At 71.3% G+C, this 26638-nt stretch carries 25 protein-coding genes; 5 read left to right on the top strand and 20 right to left on the bottom strand.

The window, feature by feature from the left end; genetic code table 11:
* Nucleotides 1–47 precede the first annotated feature (47 nt).
* The 6 genes from ACJ9NR_RS27390 to ACJ9NR_RS27365 all read right to left on the bottom strand — a co-directional run bounded on the left by ACJ9NR_RS27390 (nt 48) and on the right by ACJ9NR_RS27365 (nt 7397).
* Entirely contained in the window at nt 48–377 is a 330-nt protein-coding gene (locus tag ACJ9NR_RS27390) for a DUF4267 domain-containing protein (RefSeq protein WP_412492404.1), read from the bottom strand.
* Nucleotides 283–2529 carry a putative bifunctional diguanylate cyclase/phosphodiesterase gene (locus tag ACJ9NR_RS27385; RefSeq protein ID WP_412492296.1) on the bottom strand — a complete coding sequence of 749 codons (2247 nt, stop codon included), beginning with the start codon at nt 2527–2529 and terminating at the stop codon, nt 283–285. The genes ACJ9NR_RS27390 and ACJ9NR_RS27385 overlap by 95 nt, the downstream gene beginning before the upstream one ends.
* Before the next feature lie 259 nt (nt 2530–2788).
* Nucleotides 2789–4981, bottom strand: a complete 2193-nt coding sequence (gene ligA, locus ACJ9NR_RS27380) for an NAD-dependent DNA ligase LigA (protein WP_412492297.1) — start codon at nt 4979–4981, stop codon at nt 2789–2791.
* Between the two features lie 15 nt (nt 4982–4996).
* On the bottom strand, nt 4997–5998 hold the full coding sequence (locus tag ACJ9NR_RS27375; protein WP_412492298.1) for a methionine synthase: 1002 nt from the start codon (nt 5996–5998) through the stop codon (nt 4997–4999).
* A gap of 55 nt (nt 5999–6053) precedes the next feature.
* Nucleotides 6054–6743, bottom strand: coding sequence for an SDR family oxidoreductase (locus tag ACJ9NR_RS27370; RefSeq protein ID WP_412492299.1), 690 nt, complete (start codon nt 6741–6743; stop codon nt 6054–6056).
* 114 nt (nt 6744–6857) lie between these two features.
* A complete protein-coding gene (locus tag ACJ9NR_RS27365) occupies nt 6858–7397 on the bottom strand; it encodes an LOG family protein (RefSeq protein ID WP_412492300.1) in 540 nt (179 codons plus the stop codon).
* A gap of 50 nt (nt 7398–7447) precedes the next feature.
* Here ACJ9NR_RS27365 and ACJ9NR_RS27360 point away from each other — a divergent pair, with 50 nt between their 5' ends.
* Both ACJ9NR_RS27360 and ACJ9NR_RS27355 read left to right on the top strand, forming a co-directional pair.
* On the top strand, nt 7448–7771 hold the full coding sequence (locus ACJ9NR_RS27360) for a DUF427 domain-containing protein (protein WP_412492301.1): 324 nt from the start codon (nt 7448–7450) through the stop codon (nt 7769–7771).
* Between the two features lie 47 nt (nt 7772–7818).
* Nucleotides 7819–8604 carry an alpha/beta fold hydrolase gene (locus tag ACJ9NR_RS27355; RefSeq protein WP_412492302.1) on the top strand — a complete coding sequence of 262 codons (786 nt, stop codon included), beginning with the start codon at nt 7819–7821 and terminating at the stop codon, nt 8602–8604.
* Between the two features lie 55 nt (nt 8605–8659).
* Here the strand turns inward: ACJ9NR_RS27355 and mnmA are convergent, their stop codons facing one another.
* Nucleotides 8660–9790 carry a tRNA 2-thiouridine(34) synthase MnmA gene (mnmA, locus tag ACJ9NR_RS27350; protein WP_412492303.1) on the bottom strand — a complete coding sequence of 377 codons (1131 nt, stop codon included), beginning with the start codon at nt 9788–9790 and terminating at the stop codon, nt 8660–8662.
* Between the two features lie 60 nt (nt 9791–9850).
* Between mnmA and ACJ9NR_RS27345 the strand changes: the two genes are divergently transcribed.
* Entirely contained in the window at nt 9851–10546 is a 696-nt protein-coding gene (locus tag ACJ9NR_RS27345) for an N-acetylmuramoyl-L-alanine amidase (RefSeq protein WP_412492304.1), read from the top strand.
* 40 nt (nt 10547–10586) lie between these two features.
* On the opposite strand, the gene ACJ9NR_RS27340 is transcribed toward ACJ9NR_RS27345, so the two are convergent.
* The 3 genes from ACJ9NR_RS27340 to ACJ9NR_RS27330 form a co-directional block, all read right to left on the bottom strand.
* Entirely contained in the window at nt 10587–11750 is a 1164-nt protein-coding gene (locus ACJ9NR_RS27340; RefSeq protein ID WP_412492305.1) for a cysteine desulfurase family protein, read from the bottom strand.
* Between the two features lie 281 nt (nt 11751–12031).
* Nucleotides 12032–12307, bottom strand: a complete 276-nt coding sequence (locus tag ACJ9NR_RS27335; RefSeq protein WP_412492306.1) for a DUF4190 domain-containing protein — start codon at nt 12305–12307, stop codon at nt 12032–12034.
* A gap of 36 nt (nt 12308–12343) precedes the next feature.
* A complete protein-coding gene (locus tag ACJ9NR_RS27330; RefSeq protein ID WP_399142683.1) occupies nt 12344–12511 on the bottom strand; it encodes a hypothetical protein in 168 nt (55 codons plus the stop codon).
* A 123-nt stretch (nt 12512–12634) separates the two neighbouring features.
* On the opposite strand from ACJ9NR_RS27330, the gene ACJ9NR_RS27325 reads away from it, so the two are divergent.
* Nucleotides 12635–13270, top strand: a complete 636-nt coding sequence (locus ACJ9NR_RS27325) for a TetR family transcriptional regulator (RefSeq protein ID WP_412492307.1) — start codon at nt 12635–12637, stop codon at nt 13268–13270.
* Nucleotides 13271–13923: 653 nt separating this feature from the next.
* Here ACJ9NR_RS27325 and ACJ9NR_RS27320 read toward each other — a convergent pair.
* Nucleotides 13924–14811 (bottom strand): thioesterase family protein, encoded by an 888-nt coding sequence (locus ACJ9NR_RS27320; RefSeq protein WP_412492308.1) that lies wholly within the window; start codon nt 14809–14811, stop codon nt 13924–13926.
* Between the two features lie 164 nt (nt 14812–14975).
* On the opposite strand from ACJ9NR_RS27320, the gene ACJ9NR_RS27315 reads away from it, so the two are divergent.
* The gene (locus ACJ9NR_RS27315) at nt 14976–16199 is read left to right on the top strand and encodes an alpha/beta hydrolase (protein ID WP_412492309.1); all 1224 of its coding nucleotides are present in this window, start codon (nt 14976–14978) and stop codon (nt 16197–16199) included.
* Here the strand turns inward: ACJ9NR_RS27315 and ACJ9NR_RS27310 are convergent.
* The 9 genes from ACJ9NR_RS27310 to ACJ9NR_RS27270 form a co-directional block, all read right to left on the bottom strand.
* On the bottom strand, nt 16108–16764 hold the full coding sequence (locus ACJ9NR_RS27310; RefSeq protein WP_412492310.1) for a trimeric intracellular cation channel family protein: 657 nt from the start codon (nt 16762–16764) through the stop codon (nt 16108–16110). The genes ACJ9NR_RS27315 and ACJ9NR_RS27310 overlap by 92 nt on opposite strands.
* 22 nt (nt 16765–16786) lie before the next feature.
* Nucleotides 16787–18178, bottom strand: a complete 1392-nt coding sequence (locus ACJ9NR_RS27305) for a M1 family metallopeptidase (RefSeq protein ID WP_412492311.1) — start codon at nt 18176–18178, stop codon at nt 16787–16789.
* 97 nt (nt 18179–18275) lie between these two features.
* A complete protein-coding gene (locus ACJ9NR_RS27300; protein WP_412492312.1) occupies nt 18276–19535 on the bottom strand; it encodes an ABC transporter ATP-binding protein in 1260 nt (419 codons plus the stop codon).
* A gap of 14 nt (nt 19536–19549) precedes the next feature.
* Nucleotides 19550–20635: an ABC transporter ATP-binding protein gene (locus ACJ9NR_RS27295; protein ID WP_412492313.1), complete on the bottom strand. Its 1086-nt coding sequence runs from the start codon at nt 20633–20635 to the stop codon at nt 19550–19552.
* Nucleotides 20632–21642: an ABC transporter permease gene (locus ACJ9NR_RS27290; protein WP_412492314.1), complete on the bottom strand. Its 1011-nt coding sequence runs from the start codon at nt 21640–21642 to the stop codon at nt 20632–20634. Before ACJ9NR_RS27290 ends, ACJ9NR_RS27295 begins: the two co-directional genes overlap by 4 nt.
* Before the next feature lie 87 nt (nt 21643–21729).
* A complete protein-coding gene (locus ACJ9NR_RS27285) occupies nt 21730–23481 on the bottom strand; it encodes an ABC transporter substrate-binding protein (RefSeq protein WP_412492315.1) in 1752 nt (583 codons plus the stop codon).
* Nucleotides 23482–23507: 26 nt separating this feature from the next.
* Entirely contained in the window at nt 23508–24506 is a 999-nt protein-coding gene (locus ACJ9NR_RS27280; RefSeq protein ID WP_412492316.1) for an ABC transporter permease, read from the bottom strand.
* A 387-nt stretch (nt 24507–24893) separates the two neighbouring features.
* On the bottom strand, nt 24894–25652 hold the full coding sequence (locus ACJ9NR_RS27275) for an enhanced serine sensitivity protein SseB C-terminal domain-containing protein (RefSeq protein WP_412492405.1): 759 nt from the start codon (nt 25650–25652) through the stop codon (nt 24894–24896).
* A 190-nt stretch (nt 25653–25842) separates the two neighbouring features.
* Nucleotides 25843–26637: an enhanced serine sensitivity protein SseB gene (locus ACJ9NR_RS27270; RefSeq protein WP_412492317.1), complete on the bottom strand. Its 795-nt coding sequence runs from the start codon at nt 26635–26637 to the stop codon at nt 25843–25845.
* Nucleotide 26638: the final 1 nt, after the last annotated feature.

The following is a 26638-nucleotide window of genomic DNA, read 5'->3' as shown; positions in this document are numbered from 1 at the left end:
GATGTCGTGGTGTCGTGACGTCGTGGTGTCGTGACGTCGCGGTGTCGTCAGACCGCGAAGAGCAGTCCGGCACTGATCAGTACAACGACCGCGGTGGCGAAGTGGATCCCGAAGGCCACGGCCTTCGCGCCCCCGTTCCTCAGGACTATCAGGGTGTCGAAGAGCGGCACGACCGCCACGGCGAGCATGAACCAGGCCTCGGCCCGGGCACCCACGAAGGCCGGCAGGGCCAGGCCCAGCAGGCCGTGGGCGCCGTCCCGCAGCCCCTTGACCGAGAAGAGGTCAGTCGTCGGCCGCGGCGGCCGGGAGGGCCGCCCGCGGGCGCTGCCAGCCGCGCGTGCCGCGGGCCAGGAGCCAGGCCGTCGTCTCCTCGGCAGGCATGGCCGCCGCGACGAGCCAGCCCTGCACCGCGTCGCAGCCCAGGTCGCGCAGGCGTTCCCAGGTCTCGTCGTCCTCGACGCCCTCCGCGACGACCAGCAGGCCCAGCGAGTGGGCCAGGTCCACCGTGCAGCGGACGATCTCCGCGTCCTCCGTGTCGACGGCCAGCCGGGCCACGAAGGAACGGTCGATCTTCAGCTCGCTCACCGGCAGCCGCCGCAGATGCACCAGGGACGAGTAGCCGGTGCCGAAGTCGTCCAGCGACATCTTCACGCCGTGCCCGGTCAGCGCGGCGAGCGTGTCCGCGGCGCGCTGCGGGTCCTCGAGCAGGACGTGTTCCGTTATCTCCAGTTGGAGCGCTCCCGCCGGAACGCCGTGCCGGGCCAGCCGCGCGGCCACGGAGCCCGCGAACCCGGGCGTGTGGACGTCACGCGGGGAGACGTTGACGGCGACCGGAACCCGCAGTCCCTGCGCCCGCCACCGGGCCACCTGGCCGAGCGCCGTCTCCAGGACGTACTCGGTGAGATGGGGCATCAGCCCCGATGACTCGGCTATCGCTATGAACTCGTCCGGCGGGACCCTCCCCCGCTCGGGGTGCACCCAGCGCACCAGCGCCTCGAGCCCGGCCACCTGCCCGTCGAAGCGGACCTTGGGCTGGTAGTGCAGCTCCACCTCGTGCGCGTCGAGGGCCCGGCGCAGATCCCCGAGCAGTCCGAGCCGGTCGGGGGTGTTGGAGTCGCGCTTGGACTCGTAGACCTCGACGCCCGTACGGTCCCGCTTCGCCTGGTACATCGCCACGTCGGCCCGGCGCAGCATCCCCTCGGCGTCCAGGGCGTGGTCCGGGAAGACGGCGACGCCCGCGCTGGCCTCCAGCACGAGGGTGAGCCCGTCGAGGTCGAGCGGGGAACTGAGCGCGGTGACGAGCCCGCGGGCCACCCGCGTGGCGGACGTCGTGGAGTCGGCGACCGGCAGCAGTACGGCGAACTCGTCGCCACCCAGCCGCGCGGCCTCCGCTCCGCGCGGCAGTGCGAGACGCAGCCGGTCGGCTATCTGCAGCAGCAGCCGGTCGCCCGCGAGGTGCCCGAGCGTGTCGTTGACCGAGCGGAAGCGGTCCAGGTCGATCAGCATCAGGGCGGCGCGGGCGCCGATGCGTTCGGCGTCGTCCAGCGCGGTCCAGATGCGTTCCTGCAGCCACTGCCGGTTGGGCAGCCCGGTCAGCGGGTCGCGCAGCTGCTCCTCCGCCCGGGCGCGCGCTATCCACAGGGTGGAGTCGAGCGCGATCAGCGGGATGGCGAACAGCGGCAGGAGCACCGGCTGGGCCGCGGCGACCACGCAGACCAGCGGGGCGATGCCGAGCAGCGCGACCGCGACGAGTCCGTGTCTGACCAGGGCGGTCCGGGCGACGGTGGGCAGACCCTCGCGGCGCGGGGCGTGGAGGTACCACAGCAGGGTGCGGGTGACCAGGAGATAGGCGGCGGCGACCAGCACCACGGCGGGGGCGGTGTAGAGGGTCCAGTGGTCGGGGTTCCAGGGCCGCTCGACGGACGGCACCCGTCCGAAGGCGCCCAGCACCAGGGCCCCGGCGCCGATGCCGAGGATGTCCACCGAGCCGTGCAGCACGCCCTGGCGCCAGCGGTTGCGGCGGGCTATGCCGACCAGCACGACGACGGTGAGGCTGACCATCCCGGCCGGCACCCAGCCGTAGAGCAGCAGGACGGCGAGGGTGAGGGCGGCGCCGGAGCCGGTGCCGCCCCACCAGCGGGAACGGCCGAGCATCACCAGGTGGCCGACGATGATGCCGGTCAGCACGGCCAGGGACCAGCCGACGGTGCCGCAGGGGAAGAGCGCGTGGCTCCCGCTGAACGCCCGGTAGAAGCCGGCGCCCAGGACGAAGGCCGCCGCGCCCACGACCGCCGCGGGCAGCGCGGGCCAGGACAGGTGCCGTTCGCCGTCGGCGTCCTGGAACCCCGCGGGGTCGTCCTGGGTGAGGTGCGGGGCGCGCCCGTCCGTCGCGGTGTACCGTCCGGTGGCGCGCCCCTCGGCGCCCGGACGGTCCGAAGGGCGCCCGGCCCGCCGGCTCGCCCGCCATGCGCCGGCGACCCGGCGCAGGCGCAGCCCTGAGTCAGGGGCGGCGCTCTCGGTCGGTTCCATTCCCGTCCCTCTCACAGCCGGCGGTGCCCACGCCACGCGGCCCGATGCCCGACGTCCCTCAACGGCACCGCGTTGGAAAACCCTTCCCCTTGCTCATCAGGAGCAAGGGGATGCCCCAACCGCAGCTGGGCACGGCAGGTGCACATCTCAACAGTAGGCCGCAGAAGGCTTCCACGGGCAGCGGTCGTCGACGGTTGCCCGAATGCACCCCAGCCACCCGTATGCATCTGGTATGCGCCGATCGGGTGGCCTTCAATCGCTATTCCTCCACGGGAAGCGCGACTTCGGCCGCCGCCTCCGGACCCTGCTCCAGCAGGACGTTGAAGCCCTCCTCGTTCAGCACGGGCACCTTGAGCTGCATCGCCTTGTCATATTTCGAACCCGGGTTGTCCCCCACGACGACGAACGAGGTCTTCTTCGAAACGGAGCCCGTCACTTTCGCTCCGCGGCTCTGCAGCGCCTCTTTTGCGCCGTCCCGCGTGAAGTGCTCGAGGGTGCCGGTGACCACGAGGGTCAGACCTTCGAGCGGGCGCGGCCCTTCCTCCTCGCCCGAGCCCTCCTCCTCCATGCGTACGCCGGCCGCCCGCCACTTGCGCAGGATCTCCTGGTGCCATTCCTCGGCGAACCATTCCTTGAGGGAGGCGGCGATGATCCCGCCGACGCCGTCGGTGTTCGCCAGCTCCTCCTCGGTGGCCTGCTCGATGCGCTCGATCGACCGGAACTCCCGGGCCAGCGCCTCGGCGGCGACCGGGCCGACGTGACGGATCGACAGACCGGTCAGTACGCGCGCGAGCGGGCGCTCCTTGGCCGCGGCGATGTTCTCCAGCATGGCGACCGCGTTCTTCTTCGGCTCGCCCTGCTGGTTGGCGAAGACCGTGGCGACCTTCTCCTCGCCGGTCTTCGGGTCGCGCTTGGGCAGACCGCTGTCCTGATCCAGGACGTACGCCTTGATGGGCAGCAGCTGCTCGACGGTGAGGTCGAAGAGGTCGCCCTCGTCCCCCAGCGGTGGGTCGGCGGGCTCCAGGGGCTTGGTCAGGGCGGCCGCGGCGACATAGCCGAAGTGCTCGATGTCCAGCGCCTTGCGGCCCGCGAGGTAGAACAGGCGCTCGCGCAACTGGGCCGGGCAGGCGCGCGCGTTGGGGCAGCGCAGGTCGACGTCGCCCTCCTTCATCGGCCGCAGCGGCGTACCGCACTCGGGGCACTCGGTGGGCATCACGAACGCGCGCTCGCTGCCGTCGCGCAGGTCGACGACCGGGCCGAGGATCTCCGGGATGACGTCCCCGGCCTTGCGCAGCACCACCGTGTCCCCGATGAGGACGCCCTTGGCCTTGACCACGTCCTGGTTGTGCAGGGTGGCGAACTCCACCTCCGAACCGGCCACCGTGACCGGCTCGACCTGGGCGTACGGAGTGACCCGGCCCGTACGGCCCACCCCCACGCGGATGTTGACGAGCCGGGTGTTGACCTCCTCGGGCGCGTACTTGTACGCGATGGCCCAGCGCGGGGCGCGGGAGGTGGAACCGAGGCGTCCCTGGAGGGGGATCTCGTCCAGTTTGACGACGACTCCGTCGATCTCGTGCGCCACGGAGTGACGGTTCTCGCCGTAGTGGGCGATGAACTCCCGCACGCCGTCGAGGCCGTCGACCACCCTGTTGTGCGGGGAGGTGGGCAGGCCCCAGGTCTTCAGCAGGTCGTAGCCCTGGGACAGGCGGGTGAGGCCCTCGAAGCCCTCGAGCACCCCGATGCCGTGGACGACCATGTGCAGGGGGCGGGTGGCGGTGACACGGGGGTCCTTCTGGCGCAGGGAACCCGCCGCCGCGTTGCGCGGGTTGGCGAAGGGCTTGTCCCCGGCCTCGACCAGGCGGGCGTTGAGTTCCTCGAACTTCTCCATCGGGAAGTAGACCTCGCCGCGGATCTCCACCAGATCCGGGACGCGGTCTCCCTCCAGATGGTCCGGAATCTCCGTGATCGTCCGGACATTGGGGGTGATGTCCTCGCCCGTACGGCCGTCGCCGCGGGTCGCCGCGCGCGTGAGGCGGCCCCGCTCGTACGTGAGGTTGACCGCGAGGCCGTCGACCTTGAGCTCGCACAGGAAGTGGTACTCCTGCTCGCCCAGCTCGCGGTGGATGCGGTCGGCCCAGGCGGCGAGTTCCTCGTCGTTGAAGGTGTTGTCGAGGGAGAGCATCCGGGAGGCGTGCCGGACCGCCGTGAACTCCGTCTCGTACGCCCCCGCCACCTTCTGCGTCGGCGAGTCGGGCGTGCGCAGCTCCGGATGCTCCGCCTCCAGCGCCTCCAGGGAGCGCAGCAGCTTGTCGAACTCCGCGTCGCTGACGACCGGGGCGTCCTTCACGTAGTACCGGAAGCGGTGCTCCTCGATCTGCTCAGCGAGCCTCGCGTGCTTCTCCCGTGCCTCGGCGGGCACCGCCGTCTGCGCTTGCTTGTCGCCGGCCACCGTGTTGTCCTCCCGTTACTCTGGGTTGTCCGCGAGGGATCTCGCCGCCCTGACACAGTGGGCGAGAGCCCGGCGCGCGTAATCCGGGGAGGCCCCCGCGAGTCCGCACGACGGCGTGAGCGTGACCGCCTCCGCGAGAAGCCCCGGTTGCAGCCCCAGCCTGCGCCACAGCGTCCTGACACCCATGACGCTACCGGCCGGGTCTGACAATGGGCCGTCCGTGCCCGGCACGACACCGGCGAAGAGCCGGGTGCCCCCTTCCACGGCCTCACCGATCGACTCCTCGTCACGCTCGGTGAGGAGAGAGAAGTCGAAGGAGACCGCCGCCGCGCCCGCCCGGCGCAGCAGGGCGAAGGGGACGTCCGGCGCGCAGGAGTGGACCACGGCGGGGCCGCCGGTGTGCGCTCCGATGACCTCGCGGAGGGTCGCCTCGACGAGCTGGCGGTCCACCGCGCGGTGGGTGCGGTAGCCGCTGGCCGTCCTGACCCGGCCGCCGAGCACCGCGGTGAGGGAGGGCTCGTCCAGTTGCAGGACCAGGCGGGCGGCCGGGACGCGGCGCTGTACGTCCTCCAGATGCAGGCGCAGGCCCTCGGCGAGTGAGGCGGCCAGGTCGCGGCAGGCGCCTGGGTCGGCCAGGGCGGCCTCGCCGTTCCTCAGCTCGAGGCCGGCGGCGAGTGTCCAGGGGCCCACGGCCTGGACCTTCAGCGGGCCGCCGTAGTCCTGGGTGAACTCCTCCAGCGCGTCGAGGTCCTCGCCGAGCCAGGACCGCGCGCGCCGGGTGTCCCGGCCCGGGCGGTCGCCGATCCGCCAGCCGCTGGGCTCCACGCGCGCGTAGAGGTCCACGAGCATGCCCGCGGTCCGGCCGATCATGTCCGCGCCCGGGCCGCGGGCGGGCAGTTCGGGCAGGAACGGGAAGTCCTCGAAGGTCCCGGTGACGGTCTTGGCGGCCTCGCGGGCGTCGCCGCCCGGCATGGAGCCGATGCCGGTGGCGGGGCCGAAGGGAATCTCTGCGTTCACACGAGAAGCCTATGTTCCGTCCCCGCCGTCTCCGCCGCCCCCGCCCGTCCCGCCGTCACCTGCCGGGTCGCACCGTGAGGTCGTTGACCTCCGCGTCCGCCGGCAGGTCGATGGCCATGAGGATCGTCGTCGCCACGGACTCGGGGTCGATCCACTTCGAGGGGTCGTACTCCTTGCCCTCCTGCCGGTGGACCTTGGCCTGCATGGGGCCGGCGGTGCGGCCCGGGTAGACCGACGTGACGCGGACGCCGTGCGGGTGCTCCTCCTGGCGGAGGGAGTCGGCGAGTGCCTTGAGTCCGTGCTTGGAGGCGGCGTACGCCGACCAGTCGGCGTTCGCGGTCAGGCCGGAGCCGGAGTTGACGAAGAGGACGTGGCCGCGGGCGGCGCGCAGCTGGGGCAGGAAGTGCCGGGTCAGCTCGGCCGGGGCGATCAGGTTGACGTTGAGCTGGTGGTGCCAGGACCTGGGGGTGAGGTCACCGACCGGCCCGAGGTCGACGACCCCGGCGACGTGGAGCAGGGAGTCGACGCGGTCGGGGAGCGTCTGATGGGAGAAGGCCCAGGACAGCCTGTCCGGGTCGGCCAGGTCGCCCACCAGGGTCCTCGCACCGGGGTACGCCGCCGCCAGCTCCTTCGCGCGGCCCGCGTCGCGCGCGTGGAGCACGAGTTCGTCCCCGCGCGCGTGGAGGCGGCGGGCGACGGCCGCGCCGATGCCGGAGCCGGCTCCGGTGATCACATGTGTAGCCATGCCGCCATGCTCGCACCACGCGGGCGCCCCCGGGCCGCCGCCCGCCGCACGCCCGGCGGGAGTCCCGCCGAGCCGCGCGGGTGCCGTCCGGCCGCCGCCCGCCTCACCCCGTCCTCACTCGACCCCCCGGCTCTCCTCCAGGTAGGCCAGCGCACCCACCGGCTCCTCCGCGAAGAGCACCAGGTCGGTGAGCGGACGCGGCAGGAACCCCTCGTCCTCCATGCGCCGGAACTGCTTCTTGAGGCCGTCGTAGAAGCCCGCGGTGTTGAGCAGCACGACCGGCTTGTCGGTGTGCCCGTGCTTCTTCAGCTCCAGGATCTCGGTGGCCTCGTCGAGCGTGCCGGTGCCGCCCACCATGATCACCACCGCGTCGGCCTTCTCCAGCAGCAGCCGTTTGCGCTCGGCGAGGTCGGCCGCGATCACCATCTCGTCCGCGCCCTCCCGCGCGCTGGCGGCCAGGAAGCCCACGGAGACGCCGCAGAGCCGCCCTCCCGCCTCGTGCACGCCGTCGGCGACCACCTTCATCAGCCCGACGTCCGAACCGCCCCAGACGAGCGTGTGCCCGCCCTTGCCCAGCAGTTTCGCGAACTCGCGCGCGGGGCGCGTGTAGCGGTCGTCGAGGTCGGCGGCGGAGAGGAAGACGCAGATACGCATGGGGCAACCGTACGCGGGAAGAACCGGGCGCCCGTGAGCGCTGTCCCGGTATGGCCCAAGGACACACGATCACCATCGAGCAAGGCGACCGGCACGTGCGCGTGGTGCACGGCGACCAGGTTCTCGCGGAGAGCGACCGGCCCCTGCTGCTGCGCGAGACCGGCAGTCCGGTGCGGTACTACATCCCGGCCGAGGACGTGCGCCTCGACCTGCTGACGCCGTCCGACACGCACACGTACTGCCCGTTCAAGGGCACCGCCTCGTACTGGTCGGCCCCCGGCGCGCCGGACATCGTCTGGTCCTACCCCGACCCCAAGCCCGACGTCGCCGCGATCAAGGACCACCTCTGCTTCTACGAAGTGGACGTGTCGTGAGCGATTGAGCGCGCATATCTCCGCCTGGTGGGGCAGTCTCCACAGGCATGGAGAAGAAGACCCTTTCACGCGACGGCACCCCCATCGCCTATGAACGGTTCGGACAGGGTCCGGCGGTCGTCCTCGTGAGCGGTGCGATGTCGACGAGCGCCACGGTGGTCCCGCTCGCCGCGGCCCTCTCCGACCGCTTCGGCGTCATCGTCCACGACCGCCGCGGCCGGGGCGAGAGCGGCGACACGGCGCCCTACGCGGTGGCCCGCGAGGTCGAGGACCTCGCGGCGCTCATCGAGGTGGCGGGCGGCGAGGCCTCGCTGTACGGCATCTCCTCGGGCGGCGCGCTCGTCCTGGAGGCGGTGGCGAGCGGGCTGCCGGTCCCCCGGGCCGCCGTCTACGAGGTGCCGTACATCATGTCCGAGGACGCGCTGGAGGAGCGCGCCCGGTACACCGCGCACCTCACCGGGGCGCTCCGCGAGAACCGGCGCGGGGACGCGGTGGAGCTGTTCCTGCGGCTGACGGGTCTGGCCGAGGAGATGATCCAGGGCGCCCGTCAGTCGCCCATGTGGGCCGGCATGGAGGCACTCGCCCCGAGCCTCGCCTACGACGACGCCGTGCTGGGTGCCGGACCGGTGCCCCGCGCGCGGCTGGCCTCGATCGAGGTGCCCGTGCTCTCCGTCTCCGGCGCGGCGAGCCCCGCCTGGCTGGGCGAGGCCGCCCGGGCGGTGGCCGACGCGGTGCCGCGGGGGACCTACCGCAGCCTCGCGGACCAGACCCACCGGGTGGACCCGCAGGTGCTCGCGCCGGTGCTGGCGGAGTTCTTCTCCCCGGCCGGCTAGCTCCTGTCGGGCGCCGCCGGGCGGACGGGAGTCGTCACACGGGCCTTCGGCCGCCTCAGGCCACCGTCGCCGTCGCGCGCGTGGTCGACGCGATCGTCGCCGAGCCCACCACGCGCGTGCCGTCGTACAGCACGATGGCCTGGCCGGGGGCGACGCCGCGGACCGGCTCGGTGAAGGAGACCTCCAGGCGTCCGTCGGCCGGTTCGGCCCGCACCTCGCTCTCGCCGCCGTGGGCGCGCAGCTGGGCGGTGTAGGTGCCGGGGCCCGCGGGTGCCGCTCCGCACCAGCGCGGCCTGACGGCGGTGAGCGCGGTGACGTCCAGGGCCGCGGCCGGGCCGACCGTCACCGTGTTGTCGACCGGTGAGATGTCGAGCACGTAGCGCGGCTTGCCGTCCGGCGCGGGGGTGCCGATGCGCAGGCCCTTGCGCTGGCCGACGGTGAAGCCGTAGGCGCCGTCGTGGGTGCCCAGCTTGGCGCCGGACTCGTCGACGATGTCGCCCTCCGCCCTGCCCAGCCGGGAGGCGAGGAAGCCCTGGGTGTCGCCGTCGGCGATGAAGCAGATGTCGTGCGAGTCCGGCTTCCTGGCGACCGCGAGCCCGCGGCGCTCGGCCTCGGCCCGGATCTCGTCCTTGGTGGTCACCGTGTCGCCCAGCGGGAACAGGGCGTGCGCCAGCTGCCGGTCGTCGAGCACCCCGAGCACGTACGACTGGTCCTTGGCCGGGTCGGAGGCGCGGTGCAGCTCGCGCGTGCCGTCCTCGTTCACGATCACCTTGGCGTAGTGGCCGGTGCAGACAGCGTCGAACCCGAGGGCCAGCGCCTTGTCGAGGAGTGCGGCGAACTTGATCTTCTCGTTGCAGCGCAGGCAGGGGTTCGGGGTGCGGCCGGCCTCGTACTCGGCGACGAAGTCCTCGACCACGTCCTCGCGGAAGCGGTCGGCGAGGTCCCAGACGTAGAACGGGATGCCGATGACGTCCGCGGCCCGGCGGGCGTCGCGCGAGTCCTCGATGGTGCAGCAGCCGCGCGCGCCCGTGCGGAACGACTGGGGGTCCGCGGACAACGCCAGATGGACACCGGTCACGTCGTGGCCGGCCTCGGCGGCGCGGGCGGCGGCGACGGCGGAGTCCACTCCGCCGGACATGGCGGCGAGTACGCGAAGGGGGCGGGAGCGCTGCGGGGTGTCAGTCATAACCCCTCAAGAGTACGGGGGCGCGGGAACCGGAGCCCACGCATATCCGTTGGTGATCACATGGGGGAGACGAGGAGTGACGTGGACCGGCGGATCGGGCGCCGCGCGCTGCTGGTGGGCGGCGCGGCGGCCACCGCCGGCACGGCCGTTCTGGCGCGTGCGGAGCTGTCGCGCCTGTGGTGGCGGATGCCGGGGGTGGAGAAGCCGCGCACGCCCGGTGCGGTCGACTTCCGGGGCGCGCGGTGGGTGGCGGCCTCCCCGGCGAACTACCGGCGGGCGGACCGGCCCGCCGACTACCCGATAGACCGGGTGGTCGTCCATGTCACCCAGGGCAGCTTCGCCGGCGCCGTCAAGGTCTTCCAGGACCCGGCCCACCAGGCCGCGGCCCACTACATCGTCCGCGGCGACGGCGGGATCACGCAGATGATCCGGGAGCTGGACGTGGCCTTCCACGCGGGCAACCGGAAGTACAACGAACGCAGCGTCGGCATCGAGCACGAGGGCTTCGTGGAGCGCGCGTCGTCCTTCACGGACGCGATGTACGCCTCCTCCGCGCGCCTGACGGCGGCGATCTGCCGGCGCTACGGCATACCCGTCGACCGCACGCACGTCATCGGCCACGTCGAGGTGCCGGGCGCGGACCACACCGACCCGGGGCCGTACTGGGACTGGGGCCGGTACATCCGGCTCGTGCACCGGGCCTCGACGGCGCCGACGGCCTCGTCGGCGGGGTCGGCCTCGTCGGCGGGGTCGTAGGGCGTCCCCCCGGAGTCGCCTCCCGGCCGGGCCGGCCGGGTCAGGTCAGCCCCGCCGCGCGCGCACGCTCGACCGCCGGGCCGATCGCCTTCGCCACGGCCTCCACGTCCGCCTCCGTGGAGGTGTGGCCGAGGGAGAAGCGCAGGGTGCCGCGGGCCAGTTCCGGGGCGGTGCCGATGGCCAGCAGGACGTGGCTGGGCTGCGCGACGCCCGCGGTGCAGGCGGAGCCGGTGGAGCACTCGATGCCCTGGGCGTCCAGGAGCAGCAGCAGGGAGTCGCCCTCGCAGCCGGGGAAGGTGAAGTGGGCGTTGGCCGGGAGGCGGTCCACCGGGTCGCCGCCCAGGATCGCGTCCGGCACGGCCGCGCGGACCGCCTCGACCAGGCCGTCGCGCAGGGCGCCGATCTCGTTCGCGAACCACTCGCGCTGCTCGGTTGCCAGCCGGGCGGCCACCGCGAAGGAGGCGACGGCGGGGACGTCGAGGGTGCCGGAGCGGACGTGGCGCTCCTGGCCGCCGCCGTGCAGGACGGGCACGGGGGTGTGCTCGCGGCCGAGGACCAGCGCGCCGATGCCGTACGGGCCGCCGATCTTGTGGCCCGAGACCGTCATCGCGGCCAGGCCGGAGGCGGCGAAGCCGACCGGGACCTGACCGAGGGCCTGGACCGCGTCGGAGTGCAGCGGAACACCGAACTCCTGTGCCACATCGGCGAGTTCACGGACCGGCATGATCGTGCCGATCTCGTTGTTGGCCCACATCACGGTGGCCAGGGCCACGTCGTCGGGGTTGCGGGCGATCGCCTCGCGCAGCGCCTCGGGGTGGACGCGTCCATGGGAGTCGACCGGGAGGTACTCGACCGTGGCGCCCTCGTGCTCGCCCAGCCAGTGGACCGCGTCGAGGACGGCATGGTGCTCGACCGGGCTGGACAGGACACGGGTGCGGGCGGGGTCGGCGTCCCGCCGGGACCAGTACAGGCCCTTCACGGCGAGGTTGTCGGCCTCGGTCCCGCCGGAGGTGAGCACGACCTCGCTGGGGCGGGCGCCGAGCGCTTCCGCCAGGGTTTCACGGGCCTCCTCGACGGTACGGCGGGCCTGCCGGCCGGAGGCGTGGAGAGAGGAGGCGTTGCCCGTGACGCTCAGCTGGGCGGTCATCGCCTCGACTGCCTCGGGGAGCATCGGGGTGGTCGCGGCGTGGTCGAGGTATGCCATGGTGCCCCGATTCTACGGGGCCGGGGTAAGGGGCCCGGCGGCAAGGTCACCCGGCACCGCGGCGAGGTCACCCGGCACCGCGGCGAGGTCGCCGGCACCGCGGCGCGGTCGTCCCCGGCCTGCGCCGCCGCCGGCACCGTCGGCTCGGCACCCGGCGCGCGGGCCGTGCGTCCCCTCCCCCGCTCCCGGTTTCCCGAGCGGGAGGGACACCCGTCGCCCCGCGGGACGGCTGCCCACGGCGGTCGCGGCTCGCGCCGTAAGGCCGTAAGGCCGTAAGGCCGTCACAGGCTCCACGAGACGGTGTTGGACAGCTCCATCGCGACCGCCAGGACCACCAGGTCCGCCACGCCCAGGGTCAGGCCCAGCAGAGCGCGGCCGCGGCGGGCCGTGCCGCGCCAGAGGGCCGCGGCCGCCAGGGCGATGGCGATCGGGCCGAGGAAGATGTTGAGGACCAGCAGGCCGAGCAGGCCGAGGATGAAGGACGCGACGGCCATGCCGTCGGCGTCCCGGCGCGGGGTCGTGGTGGTGCGGCGCGTGGCCGGTGCGGTGAGTTGCATGACGGGTCAGCTCCAGGAAGCCGTGGGGACGGTCGGTCAGTGCGTGGACGTGTGACGGCGGCGGCCGTTGCGCTCGCGGAGCGCGAAGATGCCGAGCCAGGCGGCGATGACGGCGGCCGCGACGAGCGTGAACGCGAACGGCGCGTGGGCCACCGTGCCCAGCACCGCGCCGAACAGCATCAGTGCGGCTACGAGGAACAGCATGGGATGGATCCCCCTCCGGGTTACGGTTCGGTGAACAGTTGTAGTAACACCTGTTCACTGACTACCCAGTTTAGCGCGCCGCACCGCTTTCCAAATCCGGAGAACAGTTGTTAACTGGATGACATGAGTCACACCCTCGGCATCCGGCAGGCCCAGAAGCAGAAGACCCGGCAGGCGCTCCTCGACGCGGCGCTCGGTCTGCTGGAGGAGCAGAGCCTGAGCAGCCTGGGCCTGCGCGAGGTGACCCGCGCCGTGGGTGTCGCTCCCACCGCCTTCTACCGGCACTTCCGCTCCATCCCGGATCTCGGCGTGGCCCTGGTCGAGGAGGCGCTGGGCAGCCTGCACCCGATGATCCGGACGACGGTGACCTCGGCGGACAACAGCGAGGAACGCATCGCGCGCGCCATCGAGTTGATCGCCGGTCACGTGGACGCGTACCCCTCACACGTCCGGTTCATCGCCCGGGAGCGGCACGGCGGGGTCCAGCCGGTGCGCGAGGCCATCCGGGACCAACTGGCCCGCTTCGCCGAGGAGGTGCGGGACGAGCTCGCCAAGGACCCGCAGTCCGCGGGATGGGGCGACGACGACCTGCTCATGCTGGCCCATCTGTACGTGGACCAGATGCTCATCACCGCCTCGTTGTTCCTGGAGGCCGGGGAGGGCACGCGGGGCGCGGCCGGGGACCGGGAGCGGGTCGAGCACGTGGCCTCCCGGCAGATGCGGCTGATCAGCATCGGGCGCCGCCACTGGCTGGACTGAGCGGAACGGGCCGGCGCGCGACCCGCGGGGGCGCCACCCCGTTCACCGGGGGCGGCGCCCCTGTCGCGTACGACGGCGGCCGTCAGCCCCCGCGACCAGCGGCTGACGGCGGCCGTCCGCTGGTCGCACCGCTCGGCGCGGCACCGTCCCGCCCCGCGTCCGGGCCGCCGCAGCCACCACCGAACCCGCCCCGTCCCCCCTGACCGCCACCGGCACCCCGGACGGCGCACCGCTCGGCATCCTGGACGGCGCACCGCTCGGCACGACCCTCGCCGTCCCTGCCGACACCCCCGTCACCGTCCCCGCCGGAATCCCCGTAGGCATCCCTGCCGGCGTCCCCGTCGGCAGCCCCCAGGGCGTGCCGGACGGCTTGCGGGTGGCCCTGCCGGCCCGGGCTCCCGAAGGCGCGCCGCTCTGCATCCCGGTCGGTCGCCCGGTCGGCGCGCCGAACAGGTCCCCCCGCTGGCCGTCCCCCGCCGGCCGGAGCCGCCGCTGCCCGAGGACGACGACGCATCGCCGGAGCGGGCCTCATCCGCCCACCGCGCGTGTCGGCCGGTACGAACGGCCTGAGTTCCGGAGCGGGTTCTCCGGGGCGGAACGCGAGTTCTCCGGGACGGAAGGGGTCGCTGCGGCCGGTTCCCCCGTCAGCCGAGTCAGCCGAGCCTGACGCGGGCCAGCTGCCGCGACTGGGCCACCAGCCGGTCGCGGCTGTCCCAGACCTCGGCGTCCTCCTCCAGGAATCCGCCCGCGAGGTTGCGGGTGGTGACGGAGACGCGCAGGAGGCCGGGGGCGGGGCGGGCGCGGACGTGGACCGTGAGTTCGACCGTGGGGACCCAGCCGGAGAGGCCGATCTCGAAGGCGGTCGGCGGCAGCGCGTCCACCGCCAGCAGCAGGGAGAGCGGGTCGGCGTCGCGGCCGTCGGCGAGGCCGAACCAGGCGCGCATCTCACCCGTGCCGGACGGGGAGCCGAGCGCCCAGCCGAGGGTCGCGGGGTCGAGCTTGATCATCAGGCGGTCGGTGATCGCCGAACTCCCGCCCGCCGGCGCACCGCCCGACGGGAGCCGGACGCCGGGCGCGGCGTCCTGGGGGCCGAAGCACCGGTCCATGGGCGGGAACGCGGGCGGCACCGCGGTCGTGCGCACGTCGTCGGGCAGCGCGTCCAGGTCGCCGTAGGAGGCCAGGACGCGGATGCGCTCCACCTCGCGGCCCTGCTCGTCGTACTGGAAGAGGGAGGCCTGGCCGGTGGAGAGGGTGCGGCCGGCACGCACCAGTTCCGTGCGGACCACCGCCGGGCCCGGCTGGGACGCGGTCAGGTAGTGCGCGGAAACGGTGAACGGGTCGCGGTGCGGAAGGGCGTCCCCGAGGGCGCGGCCCAGCACGGCCAGCAGATAGCCGCCGTTGACGGCGTTGATGATGGTCCAGCCGGCGGACAGGTCGATGTCGTAGACACCGGGCTCGCGCCGGGTGAGCGTGGTGTCGCGGTCGAACTCGCTGTCGCCGACGGCGGCTCTCGTGGCCGCTGCGGAAGCTGCTTCTGGCATGGCTGAACGGTACAACGAGAAACTACTAAGCGGTAGCTTTCTTCAACGGGACGCATGGCGTGCCCACCACTTCCGCCCCCCTTGCGGGTGAGGTTCCGGCAATTTCTTGGTAAGTGTCCCCACTCGTCCGAAACCCGGGACTCCCCTTCCCCCTCTATGGGGACATGAGCCTCACCGGGACTCCGTTCCTCTACACGCTGATCGTGCTCTTCGCGGTCGCACTGATACTGCCGCTCGCCCTGTGGTCGCGCCTGCGCGGGCCGGAGGCCCTGCGCACGGCCGGCCGGGTGCTGATGCTGCTGTTCGCGCAGGGGACGGCGGTCGCGCTGGTCTTCGTCCTCGTCAACAACGCCAACGGTCTGTACGACAACTGGGGCGACCTGCTCGGCACGGGCAACCATGTGCAGCAGGCCGCGAACCTGGGCGCCGACGGCACCGGCGGAATAGCGCTGAAACGTCTCCCCAAGGTCAGGCAGAACTTCACACAGGCCTCCGGACCCGGGATGCGCGGCGTGCGCGAGACCCAGCTCAAGGGCCGCGTCTCCGGCGTGAACGCCGAGGTCTACGTCTGGCTGCCGCCGCAGTACGGCCAGCCGCGCTACCGGCACCACAAGTTCCCGGTCGTGGAGCTGCTGCCGGGCTACCCGGGTTCGGCGAAGGCGTGGTTCGGGGCGATGCGGGTGACCCGGCAGCTGGCGCCGCTGATGCGCGGCGGCGAGGTCGCGCCGTTCATCCTGGTCGCCCCGCGCACCAATCTGCTGGCCGGCGTGGACACGGGCTGCGCCAACATCCCGGGCACGGTCAACGCCGACACCTGGCTGAGCATCGACGTGCCGAAGATGGTCACGGACAACTTCCGCGCCGCACCGGCGCCCGGGGGCTGGGCGGTCGCCGGGTACTCGGCGGGCGGGCACTGCGCCGTCAAGCTGGCCGTCGCCCACCCGGGCCGCTACATGGCCGCGATCAGCATGTCCGGCTACAACGACCCGATCGGCGAACGCAACTCGCTCGCCGCGCAGAACCTCCGGGTCAGGGCTCAGAACAATCCCTACCTGCTGCTGAGGAAGGCACGCACCGCGCCCCGGATCGCGCTGTACCTCTCCGGCCAGCCGCACGACGGCTACGAGGCCGGCATCGCCCTGGAACAGACCGCGAAGGCGCCGACGACCGTGCACGTCGTCTTCATCCCGAAGAGCGCGGGCGGGCACACCATGGCGCTGTGGCGGCCGCAGGTGGTCCCCTCCTTCCGCTGGCTCTCGGTGCAGATGGGCCGGCACCACGCCCGGGGCCGGAGCGCTACTCCTCCCGTACCGTCGAGCGGCGGTTCCACGCACGCGGCGCTCGCCAGTGGTACCGCATCGCGAGCAGGCGCAGTACGAAGGCGGTGACGACCGCGAGTCCGCTGGTGAACGGGGTCAGCGCGTCGTAGCGGATGCACAGCGCGACCATGGTGGCGCCGACCATGGCCGGGACCGCGTACAGGTCGCGGTCCCAACGCAGCAGGGAGGGCACCTCGTTGGCGAGGACGTCCCGGAGCACGCCGCCGCCGACGGCGGTGGCGAGTCCGAGGGTGGCCGAGGAGGTGAGGCTCAGCCCGTACTCGTAGGCCTTGGTCGTCCCGGCGACGCAGAACAGGCCGAGGCCGGCCGCGTCGAAGACGTTCACGCCGACCTGGATGCGCTCGACGTGCGGGTGGAGGAAGACCACCATGAGAGCGGCGAGCAACGGCGTGACGAAGTAGCCGAAGTCCGTGAACGCGGCGGGCGGTACCGCGCCGATGATCAGGTCCCTCAGCAGTCCTCCGCCCAGCGCGGTGACCTCGGCGAGGACGGCGATGCCGAAGACGTCGAAGTTCTTGCGGACGGCCAGCAGCGCGCCGGAGATGGCGAACACGAAGATCCCGACGAGGTCGAGCGTGTGCTGGACGGAGGGGCTGAACAGTTGCTGGAGCACCCCACATTCTTACGCGGGACCGCTACAGGGCCGGCTTGCCCTTCGTGTAGAGCCACTTGTGGAACAGGCCGTCGAGCCGCTGCCCGGAGATCCGCTCGGCGAGCCGGATGAACTGCCGCGTGTTCGCGTTGCCGTAGCGGTGCAGGCGCGTCCAGGCCGGCAGCAGCCTGAAGAACGCCCGGTCCCCGATCCGCTCGCGCAGCGCCTGCAGGGTCATCGCCCCGCGCTGGTAGACCGCGGAGGCGAACATGGTGTCGCGCTGCGGGTCGGCCACGACGGTCTGCCAGAAGGGGCTGTCGGCGGGGCGCGCGCCGTAGCCGGCCAGGAACGAGTCGTGGGCGCTGCGGGTCCCCTGGTGCTCGGCCCACAGCCACTGCGCGTAGGTGGCGAAGCCCTCGTTGAGCCAGATGTCCTTCCAGCGCTCCACCGACACCGAGTCGCCGAACCACTGGTGGGCCAGCTCGTGCACGATCGTGGTCTCGCTGCGCACCGCCGAGTAGGCGGGCTTGCTCTGCACCTCCAGGGAGAACCCGGCCTGCGGCATGTCGTCGACGATCGCGCCGGTCTCCTCGAAGGGGTACGGCCCGAAGACCCGCTGCCAGTAGTCGGTGGCCGCGGCGGTGACGGCGTACACGTCGACGCTGTTGCTGTTCTTGAGGACGGGGTCGATCGCGACGTAGATCGGGATGCCGGCCGGGGTCCTGCCGGTCCGCACGTCGAACTTCCCGATGGTGGCGGTCGCGAGATAGGTGGCCATGGGCCTGCTCTCGCGCCAGTGGGTGTACGTCGAGGCGCCCCGGTCGTACGTCGAGACCAGCCGGCCGTTGGAGACACCGGTCAGGCCCCTGGGAGCCTTGATGCGGATGTCGTACGTGGCCTTGTCGTCCGGGTGGTCGCTGGAGGGGAACCAGGTGGAGGCGGCGTTGGGCTCGCAGGCGACGAAGACGCCGTCGTCCGTCTTCATCCACCCGTAGCTGGAGCCGAAGACGATGGGTCCGCCGAGGGGTTCGGGGACGCCGCCGTAGGTGACCGTGACACTGAAGGTGCGGTGCTTGCGGAGCGCCTCGCGCGGGACGACGCGCAGTTCGTCGCCCTGGCGCGTGAACCGGGCGCGTCTGCCGTTCACCTCGACCTTGGTGACCGTCAGCTTCTGCAGGTCGAGGTCGAAGGAGGAGAGGGCCTGGGTGGCCCGGGCGGTCAGCGTCGTACGGCCGTCGAGGCGGTCGGTGTCCGGGTTGTACGCCACGTCGAGGTCGTAGTGGCGGGCGTCGAAGCCGCCGTTGCCGAGCCGGGGGAAGTAGGTGTCACCGATGCCGGGGGCGCCCGGGGTGGGGGCGGAGGAGGCGGCGATGACCAGGAAAGAAGCCGCCGCGGTCGCGACGGCTCCTAAGCGTGCCGAACGGGAGAGTGCCATGGGTCGTCCCTTCGGTGCGTGGTCCGATCAGACGGATACGCCCGACTCTGCACTCTCCCGTCCAGGCATGTACATGACTTTGCCAACTTGTCATGCGTTATTTGTCGGTTGACTCCTGACCGTCGGAAGCCGCTTCCGGAGTCCCGTCGGCGGAGGTCTCCTCTGCGGAGCTCTCGTCGGTGGAGGTCTCCTCACCGCGCTCCGCGGCCTCGGCCGCCACCGCCGTCGACGTCTGCGCCGACTCCGCGAGCGCCTCGTCCGGGACCGGTTCGGCCGCATCCTCGGCCGCGCTCAGCAGGACGGTGTCCTGCGGGGCCTGGTCCTCGAAGTTCTCCGGGTGGTGGCAGGCGACCTGCTGGCCCGGCTTGAGCTCCAGCAACGGCGGCTCGGTCGTCCGGCAGATCTCGGTCGCCTTCCAGCACCGGGTGTGGAAACGGCAGCCGCTCGGCGGGGAGATCGGCGAGGGGACGTCGCCCTTGAGCAGGATGCGCTCGCTCTTGGTCGCCCTGCGCTTCGGGTCCGGGATCGGCACCGCCGACAGCAGCGCCTTGGTGTACGGGTGCAGCGGCGCGGCGTAGAGCGACTCGCGGTCGGAGAGCTCGACGATCTTGCCGAGGTACATCACCGCGATCCGGTCGGAGACGTGCCGGACGACCGAGAGGTCGTGCGCGATGATCACGTAGGTCAGGCCGAGCTCTTCCTGGAGGTCGTCCAGGAGGTTCACCACCTGGGCCTGGATCGACACGTCCAGCGCCGAGACCGGCTCGTCCGCCACGACCAGCTTCGGGTTCAGTGCGAGCGCCCGGGCGATGCCGATGCGCTGGCGCTGACCGCCGGAGAACTCGTGCGGATAGCGGTTGTAGTGCTCGGGGTTGAGGCCCACCACCGACAGCAGCCGCTGGACCTCCTTCTTCACCCCGCCCTCCGGCTCCACGCCCTGGAGCCGGAACGGAGCACCGACGATCGTGCCGATCGTGTGCCGCGGGTTCAGCGAGGAGTAGGGGTCCTGGAAGATCATCTGCACATCGCGGCGCATCGGGCGCATGCCGCCAACGCCGAGATGTGTGATGTCCCTGCCTTCGAACTCGACCTTTCCCGCGGTCGGTTCGAGCAGCCGCGTGATGAGCCGGCCCATCGTCGACTTGCCGCAGCCCGACTCGCCCACGACACCGAGCGTCTCACCCTTGCGGACCTCGAAGTCGATGCCGTCGACGGCGCGCACCGCACCCACCTGCCGCTGGAGCAGGCCCTTGCGGATCGGGAAGTGCTTCTGCAGACCGGTCACCTTCAGCAGCGCCTCGCCGGAGGCCGCGCTCTCGGTGACATCCTTGCCTTCGCTCTGTGCAGGAATCGTCACTGCCTTGTCCTCGCTCACAGCTTCGGCGCAATCTCTTCGGTCCAGATACGCTCCCGCTGCTCCTTGCTCAAGTGGCAGGCGGCCCAGTGCTGGCCGCCGACTTCGGTCAGCTCCGGGCGGACCGTGCGGGTGACGTTGTCCTTCGGGATGTCCGCGTACGGGCAGCGCGGGTGGAAGGGGCAGCCCGACGGGACGTTGATCAGGGAGGGCGGAGCGCCCTTGATCGGGACGAGGCGGTCGGTCTGCTCGCGGTCGAGCCGCGGCATCGAGCCGAGCAGGCCCCAGGTGTAGGGATGGCGGGGCTCGGAGAAGACCGACTCGGCCAGACCGCGCTCCACCGGCCGGCCCGCGTACATCACCAGCAGGTCGTCGGCCATCTCGGCGACGACACCGAGGTCGTGCGTGATCATGATGACCGCGGAGCCGAACTCCTTCTGCAGGTCCCGGATCAGGTCCAGGATCTGGGCCTGGACGGTGACGTCCAGCGCCGTGGTGGGCTCGTCGGCGATGAGCAGCTCCGGGTTGTTCACCAGCGCCATCGCGATCATCGCCCGCTGGCGCATGCCGCCGGAGAACTCGTGCGGGTAGCTGTCGACCCGCTTGTCCGGCTCGGGGATGCCCACGCGGTCCAGCATCTCGATCGCGCGGTGCTTGGCGGCCTTCTTGGAGACGTCGTGGTGGACGCGGTAGGCCTCCACGATCTGGTGTCCGACCGTGTAGTAGGGGTGCATGGCCGACAGCGGGTCCTGGAAGATCATCGCCATCTTGCGGCCACGCAGCCGGCGCACCTCGTCGGGGTCGGCCGCGATCAGCTCCTGGCCGTCCAGCCAGACCTCGCCGGAGACCCTGGCGTTGGGCGCGGAACGGTGCAGACCCATCAGGCCCAGCGAGGTGACCGACTTGCCGGAGCCGGACTCGCCGACGATGCCGAGGGTCTTGCCGCGCCGTACGTCGAAGCTCACCCCGTCGACGGACTTGACCAGGCCGTCGTCGGTCTGGAAGTGGATGCGCAGATCGCGGACGGAGAGGAACGCGTCGGCGTCGGGCTGGGCGGTGACGGTGGCCGGTTCGCCGAGCGCCGCCTTGTCGAGCTTGCTCACGAGTACCTCACGCGGGGGTCGATGGCGGCGTACACCAGGTCGACGATCAGATTGCAGAAGACGATGAAGAACGCCGCGACCAGCGTCACGGCCATGACGATGGGCAGGTCGTTGTCACGGATCGCCTGGATCGAGTACGCCCCGATCCCCTGCAGGGAGAAGACGGTCTCGGTGAGGACCGCGCTGCCGATGAGGATGCCGAAGTCCATGCCGAAGATGGTGACGATCGGCGTGAGCGCTGATCTGAGGCCGTGCTTGGAGACCACGACGGACTCCTTGAGACCCTTGGCCCGGGCCGTGCGGATGTAGTCCTCGCCCATGGTCTCCAGCATGCCCGCCCGGGTGAGCCGGGCGTAGAGGGCGGAGAAGAGGAACGCGAGACTGATCCAGGGCAGCAGCAGATGCCAGGCCCAGTCGGCCGGGTTCTGGGTGAACGGGACGTAGTCGGTGCTGTCCCAGATCGGCCACTGGTAGACGAACAGCCCGCTGAGGATCTGTCCGGTGAAGAAGATCGGGAGCGAGACGCCCGCCAGGGCGATGAACATCGAGATGCGGTCGACCGGCTTGCCCTTGCGCAGCGCCGAGATCACACCGGTCGTCACACCGAAGATCACCCAGATCACGGCCGCACCGACGGCCAGCGAGAAGGAGACCGGGATGCGCTGGGTGAGCTGGGGCCATACCTCGATGTGACTCTTGAAGGAGTACCCGAAGCACGGAGCACTGCAGTGCGTGGCGTCGGGCCCGAACTTGTAGTCGGTGCCGACGACGAGGCCCTTGATGTAGTCCCAGTACTGGATGTAGATGGGCTGGTCGAAACCCAGGTTCTTCTTGATCGCGGCGATGGACTGGGGGTTGGCGTCCTTGCCGACGTACTGGGTGGCCAGCTGGGTGGCCGTCTGGCCGCCCAGGCGGGGGACCAGGAAGAAGATTGCGAAGGTGACTGCGCTGACCACCAGCAGCAGTACCAAGGCGCCGAAGACGCGTCGGATCATGTACGCAGCCACAGCTGTGCGGCTCCGGGTGGCCGGGACGTGGGTGCGTCCCGGCCACCCGGTGCCTTCACCTGCCTTTCAGGAATATCAGGCCTGCTGTTACTTCGAGGAGCTGAGCAGCAGGTAGTCGTACATGCCGAGGTACGCCTGCGTCACAGTGACGTTCGTCGCGGACGTCGGCCTGTACAGCAGGTTCTTGCGGTAGACGAGCGGGACGACCGAGGCGTTGTCCATGACCATCTTGTCGATGTCACCCCACGCCTTGGTGCGGGCCGTGTTGTCCGTGTTGGCGATCGCGTCGGACAGCGCCTTGTTGATCTTCGGGTCGTTCAGCTCCATCAGGTTGGTGCCGCCCGAGGGCTTGATGGCCGCGCCGTCGACGATCTGCTCCAGGAAGCCGTAGCCGGTCGGCCAGTCGGCGCCCCACGCCATGGACAGCATGCCGAGCTTGTGCTGGTGCACGTAGCTCGGGACGCCGGCGAAGTTGGAGAAGTACTTGCCCGAGGGGAACTGCTTGATGTCGACGTTGATGCCGACCTTCTTCAGCGAGTTCTGGATGGCCGTGGCCTGGGCGATCTCGGTGGGACGGTCGGAACGGGCCGTCAGCGTGGTGGAGAAGCCGTTCGGCTTGCCGCACGCCTTGAGCTCGGCCTTGGCCTTGGCGACGTCGCCCTTGTTGCCCGGGGTCGGGTACTTGTCGAACTTGGTGTAGCCGTTGACCGACGGCGGCAGCAGCGTGGAGGCCACGTCACCCTTGGGCGAACCACCCTGGGCGTCGATGATCGACTGCTTGTCGATCGCCCACTGGACGGCCTTGCGGCAGTGGATGTTGTCGAACGGCTTCACGTTGACGTCCAGCGCGATGTACGACAGCGCACCGGCGTAGGGGTTGTCCGTCTGCTTGGCGTTCTTGCCGGTCAGCACCTTCGGCTGGGTCTGCGGCTGCACACCCGTGCCGGCGAGGTCGGCCGTGATCTTGTCGGCGAGCAGGTCGTTGTCGACCGTCACCGCGTTGACCTTGAACTTGACCGTGATCTTGTCCGGCAGCGCCTTGCGGATCGGGTCCGTCTTCGGGTCCCAGTTCTTGTTGCGCACGAGGACGGCGCTGGCGCCCTCCTGGTACGACTGGAACTGGTAGGGGCCCGAGGACACCATGTGCTGGACGTACTTCGCGCCGTCGTCCTTCGCCTGCGGCACCGGGGCCGTCTGCGAGAAGGTCGCCAGGTAGTCGAAGTCGGCGAACGGCTGGTTCAGCTTGAAGACGATCGTACGGTCGTCCGGCGTCTGGATGGACTTCAGACCCTCGGGCGACTTGTCCTTGTAGGGACCCTTGTACTTGTCACCGCCGACCAGGTACTGCTTGAAGTACGTGGGGCCGTTGGACAGGGCCTCGGGCGCGAAGTTGGAGCGCTCGATGGCGTACTTGATGTCCTTCGACGTGATCGGCGTGCCGTCCTGGAACTTCAGGCCCGCGCGCAGGTGGTACGTCCACGTCTTGGCGTCGGCGCTGGGCTTGCCCAGCGACTCCGCCAGGTCCGGGACGACCGTGAGGCCGTCCTTGCCCGCGGCGGGCTTGAACGTCACGAGCGTACGCGCATAGAGGCGGGAGAAGTTCTGCACGAACCCGTAGTAGGTGTTGCCCGGGTCCAGGGAGTCCGGCACGTCGGACTCCTCCAGCGAGACCGTCCCCCCCTTCTTGCTCGACGCGTTGACGATGGAGTCCAGCGCCGCGTCCTTCTTGGCGTTGCCGCCACTGCTGTTGTTGTTGCCGCCACCGCCGCCACATGCGGCGGCACCCAGCGAGAGCGCCAGGGCCGTCGCGACGGCGGCGGTCACCCTTCTCGTCTTCACGTGAGGAAAGCCCCTCTATCGATGGATCACTTGCTGCGAGGGTCGAGCGCGTCACGCAGCCCGTCACCCAGCAGGTTGAATGCCAGGACGGTGATGAAGATCGCCAGTCCGGGCACGAACATGTACTGCGGATCCGCTGTGTAGAGATCCACGGCGTTGCTGAGCATGCCGCCCCAGGATGCCTGCGGCGGAGCGATGCCGACTCCGAGGAAGCTCAGCGACGCCTCGAAGAGGATGTTCGTCGGGATGATCAGCGTCGAGTAGACGAGGATCGGCGCGACGAGGTTGGGCAGCAACTCCCGGAACAGTACGTGCGGCCCGCGCGCCCCCAGGCTCTGGGCGGCCTCGACGAACTCGCGCCGGCGCAGGGTCATCGTCTGGGCGCGCACGATACGGCCGATGTACGGCCAGCTGAAGAAGCCGATCACGAAGATCAGCACGCTGATGCGCAGGGACAGGCCGTTGAGGCCGAAGAAGCCGTCCTGCACCGAGGCCGAGATGGCGATCGCGAACAGCAGCAGGGGGAAGGCCAGGAAGGTGTCCATCAGCCTGCTGACGACGCTGTCGACCCAGCCGCCGTAGTACCCGGCGCAGACGCCGAGGACGGTGCCGATCATCACGGACAGCAGGGTGGCGCCGACCGCGACGACGAGCGACACCCAGGAGCCGTCGATGATGCGGGCCAGCATGTCACGGCCGTACTGCGGGTCGACGCCGAGCGGGTGGGCCCAGCTCATACCGCCCCAGCCGCCCTTGGGCGCCAGCAGCGCCGGGTCGATCAGGTTCTGGTTGAACTTGTCGGGGTTGAGCCCGAAGACCCACTCGATCGGCTTGGCGAGCACGGCCATGAGCACGAGGCAGATGACGACGATGCCGCCCGCCACGGCCACCTTGTCGCGCTTGAACCGCGCCCAGGCGATCTGGGTGAGTGAACGCCCTTCGATCTGGCTCTTCTTGGCCCCGGCGAGCACGGCCTCGGGCTGCGCTCCGGCTTCCGCCCCCGTGGTCTCGATCGGTGCGGTCACAATGACCTGACCCCTCTCGCCGGTGGTGACCGGCCTTTGTCCGCCGCTGTGGGCGGCTTGGTTCCCTTGCCTGCTGCGCGGTGGCCGCGTTGGTCGCGGCCCAACTGTCCAGGTGATCCGTCGGTCGGTGCCGGTTGGCATCCGCTCACAGGATCGATGACCTCGCGTCTGAGAGGCGAGTCTTCAATGCGGTTGCGATCACGCGCCAGGTCTGATGGAGAAAGTATGCGCAACCGTGATGACGATCGAGGGATTCCGTTATCCGAACAGCAGGTCGCGGCCGCCGGACATGGGTTAATTCAGACATCGGTGGAAAATTCAGGTTCTTCCGGCGCTATCTACGCGCGCAGATCACCTCGGGGTCCGGCACGGACCGGCCGTGTCGTCTCAGTATCCGCCCCGCACCGGTGGGTAGCCGTAGCCCCCCGCCGGGGCCTGTGCCGGGGCCGCCGCGTGGGCCTCGCGGTCGTAGAAGGGGCGGGCGCTCGCGCGCATCCAGAGGGCGACGGGGTCGTACTCGTCGGACATCGCCACGGTCGACACCGGCAGCCCGTCCGGGACGGCGCCGATCGACTGCTGCATCATCGCCCGCACCGAGTCCACGGCGGGCGGGCTCGTGTCGTAGACGTCCAGGCCGATGGCGAGGTACGGCGCGCCGAGCGCCGGCTGCACCCAGGCACGGCGCAGCGAGCGGACGGCCGGGGTGCGGTGGGCGTTCTGCGTGAGCAGGGCGTAGAACTGCGGAATCTCCAGCGCGGGTTCCGACAGGCGCAGGGGGCCCGCGGCCTGGCGCTCCAGGCCGGTGGCGATGCGGCGCAGGTCGAGCCAGGGGATGCCCACGCCGCCGCCCGGGGCGTGCGGGTTGAGCCAGAGGCCGTAGTGGTCGGGGTAGAGGGTGCGGGCGACGTCCAGGCCGTCGACCACCTCGTAGGACCTGTTCCAGCCGCTGGCCGAGAGCTCCTGGGCGGAGGTGACGCACGGCGCGTAGCCGTAGCCGTCGACCTCCATGTTCCCGTACTGGGCGTCCGGGGAGCCCGCCTGGCCGTGCCACAGCAGCATCCAGACCTGGCCGGAGCCCGGGGTCGCGAGTGCGCGGAGGAGTGCCTCGTAGGCGTCGTAGCGCCCTGGCGTCACCTGGCGCAGCATCTGCTCGACGCCGCCGCTGAGGCTCGCGCTCACGTGTCGTACCGCCCCTTCGAGTCGTTGCCCCGCGTTCTTGTGACAGCTTAAGCGCCCCGTGGCCCGGTGCTCGTTGCGCGTGCGCGAGTGCGGGTGCGTCGTGGCTCGTCGCGCGGTTGCCCGGGCCCCCGGGGGCCCGGATGCCGCTCGGGGGGTCTCAGAGGTGGTCCCTCGTATAGAAAGGGCGTACCCGTTCGCGCATCCAGTTCGCCACCGGGTCGTCCGTGACGTCCAGGAGGACGAGGTTGACCGGCCACGGGGCCGGGACCTGGGTCACGGCCCGCTCCAGGGCCTGCAGGGGAAGCGCCCTCAGGTCGCCCTCCAGCTGGGAGAGTTCGACACCCACGAACATCACCGGGTCCGCGGTCTCCACGGCGGCCAGGCAGCGGCGGGCCGAGACGACCACGCCGGTCGCGGCGAACCCGGCGGACGCGGCGGCCAGGAAGTCGACCGGGTCGTCCTGCCAGTCCGGCTCGTAGAGGCGGACGCGGGCGCCGGTGGCGGGGCCGTCCAGCGGGGTGCGGCCCGCCCGGCACAGTTCGGCGACGGCGGCCGGCGGGAGCGGGACGCCGACCACGCCGTCCGGGTTGACCGCCAGACCGACCTGCGGGGGCAGGCCGCGGGCGAACTCGACGGCCGGGGCGATCGTGTACGACATGTGGGCGCCGACGACGTGCCGGAACTGCTCCTCGGAGCTGAAGACCGGGACGTAGGCCTGGCCCTCGAGCTCCAGCGTCGGCAGGTCCAGCGGACCGCTGTGCGGGCCGCCGCCGCTGGGCAGCGGCACCCAGAGGAAGCTGCGGGCGAGCACCTCGATGATGCGGCCGCCCGCGGCGGGCATGCCGAGGGAGGCCGACAGCACCTCCTCCAGCTCGTTGCCGGGCCATCCGCCGTGCGGATGGGGGTGCGCCTGCGTGGGAAAGTCCGCGGGGAGATCCGCTGGGAAGTCCATC

This window comes from Streptomyces sediminimaris (assembly GCF_047049295.1).
Lineage (GTDB): Bacteria > Actinomycetota > Actinomycetes > Streptomycetales > Streptomycetaceae > Streptomyces > Streptomyces sediminimaris.
Note: the sequence above shows the minus strand (reverse complement) of the source record. Positions and strands in the feature narration are given on the sequence as shown.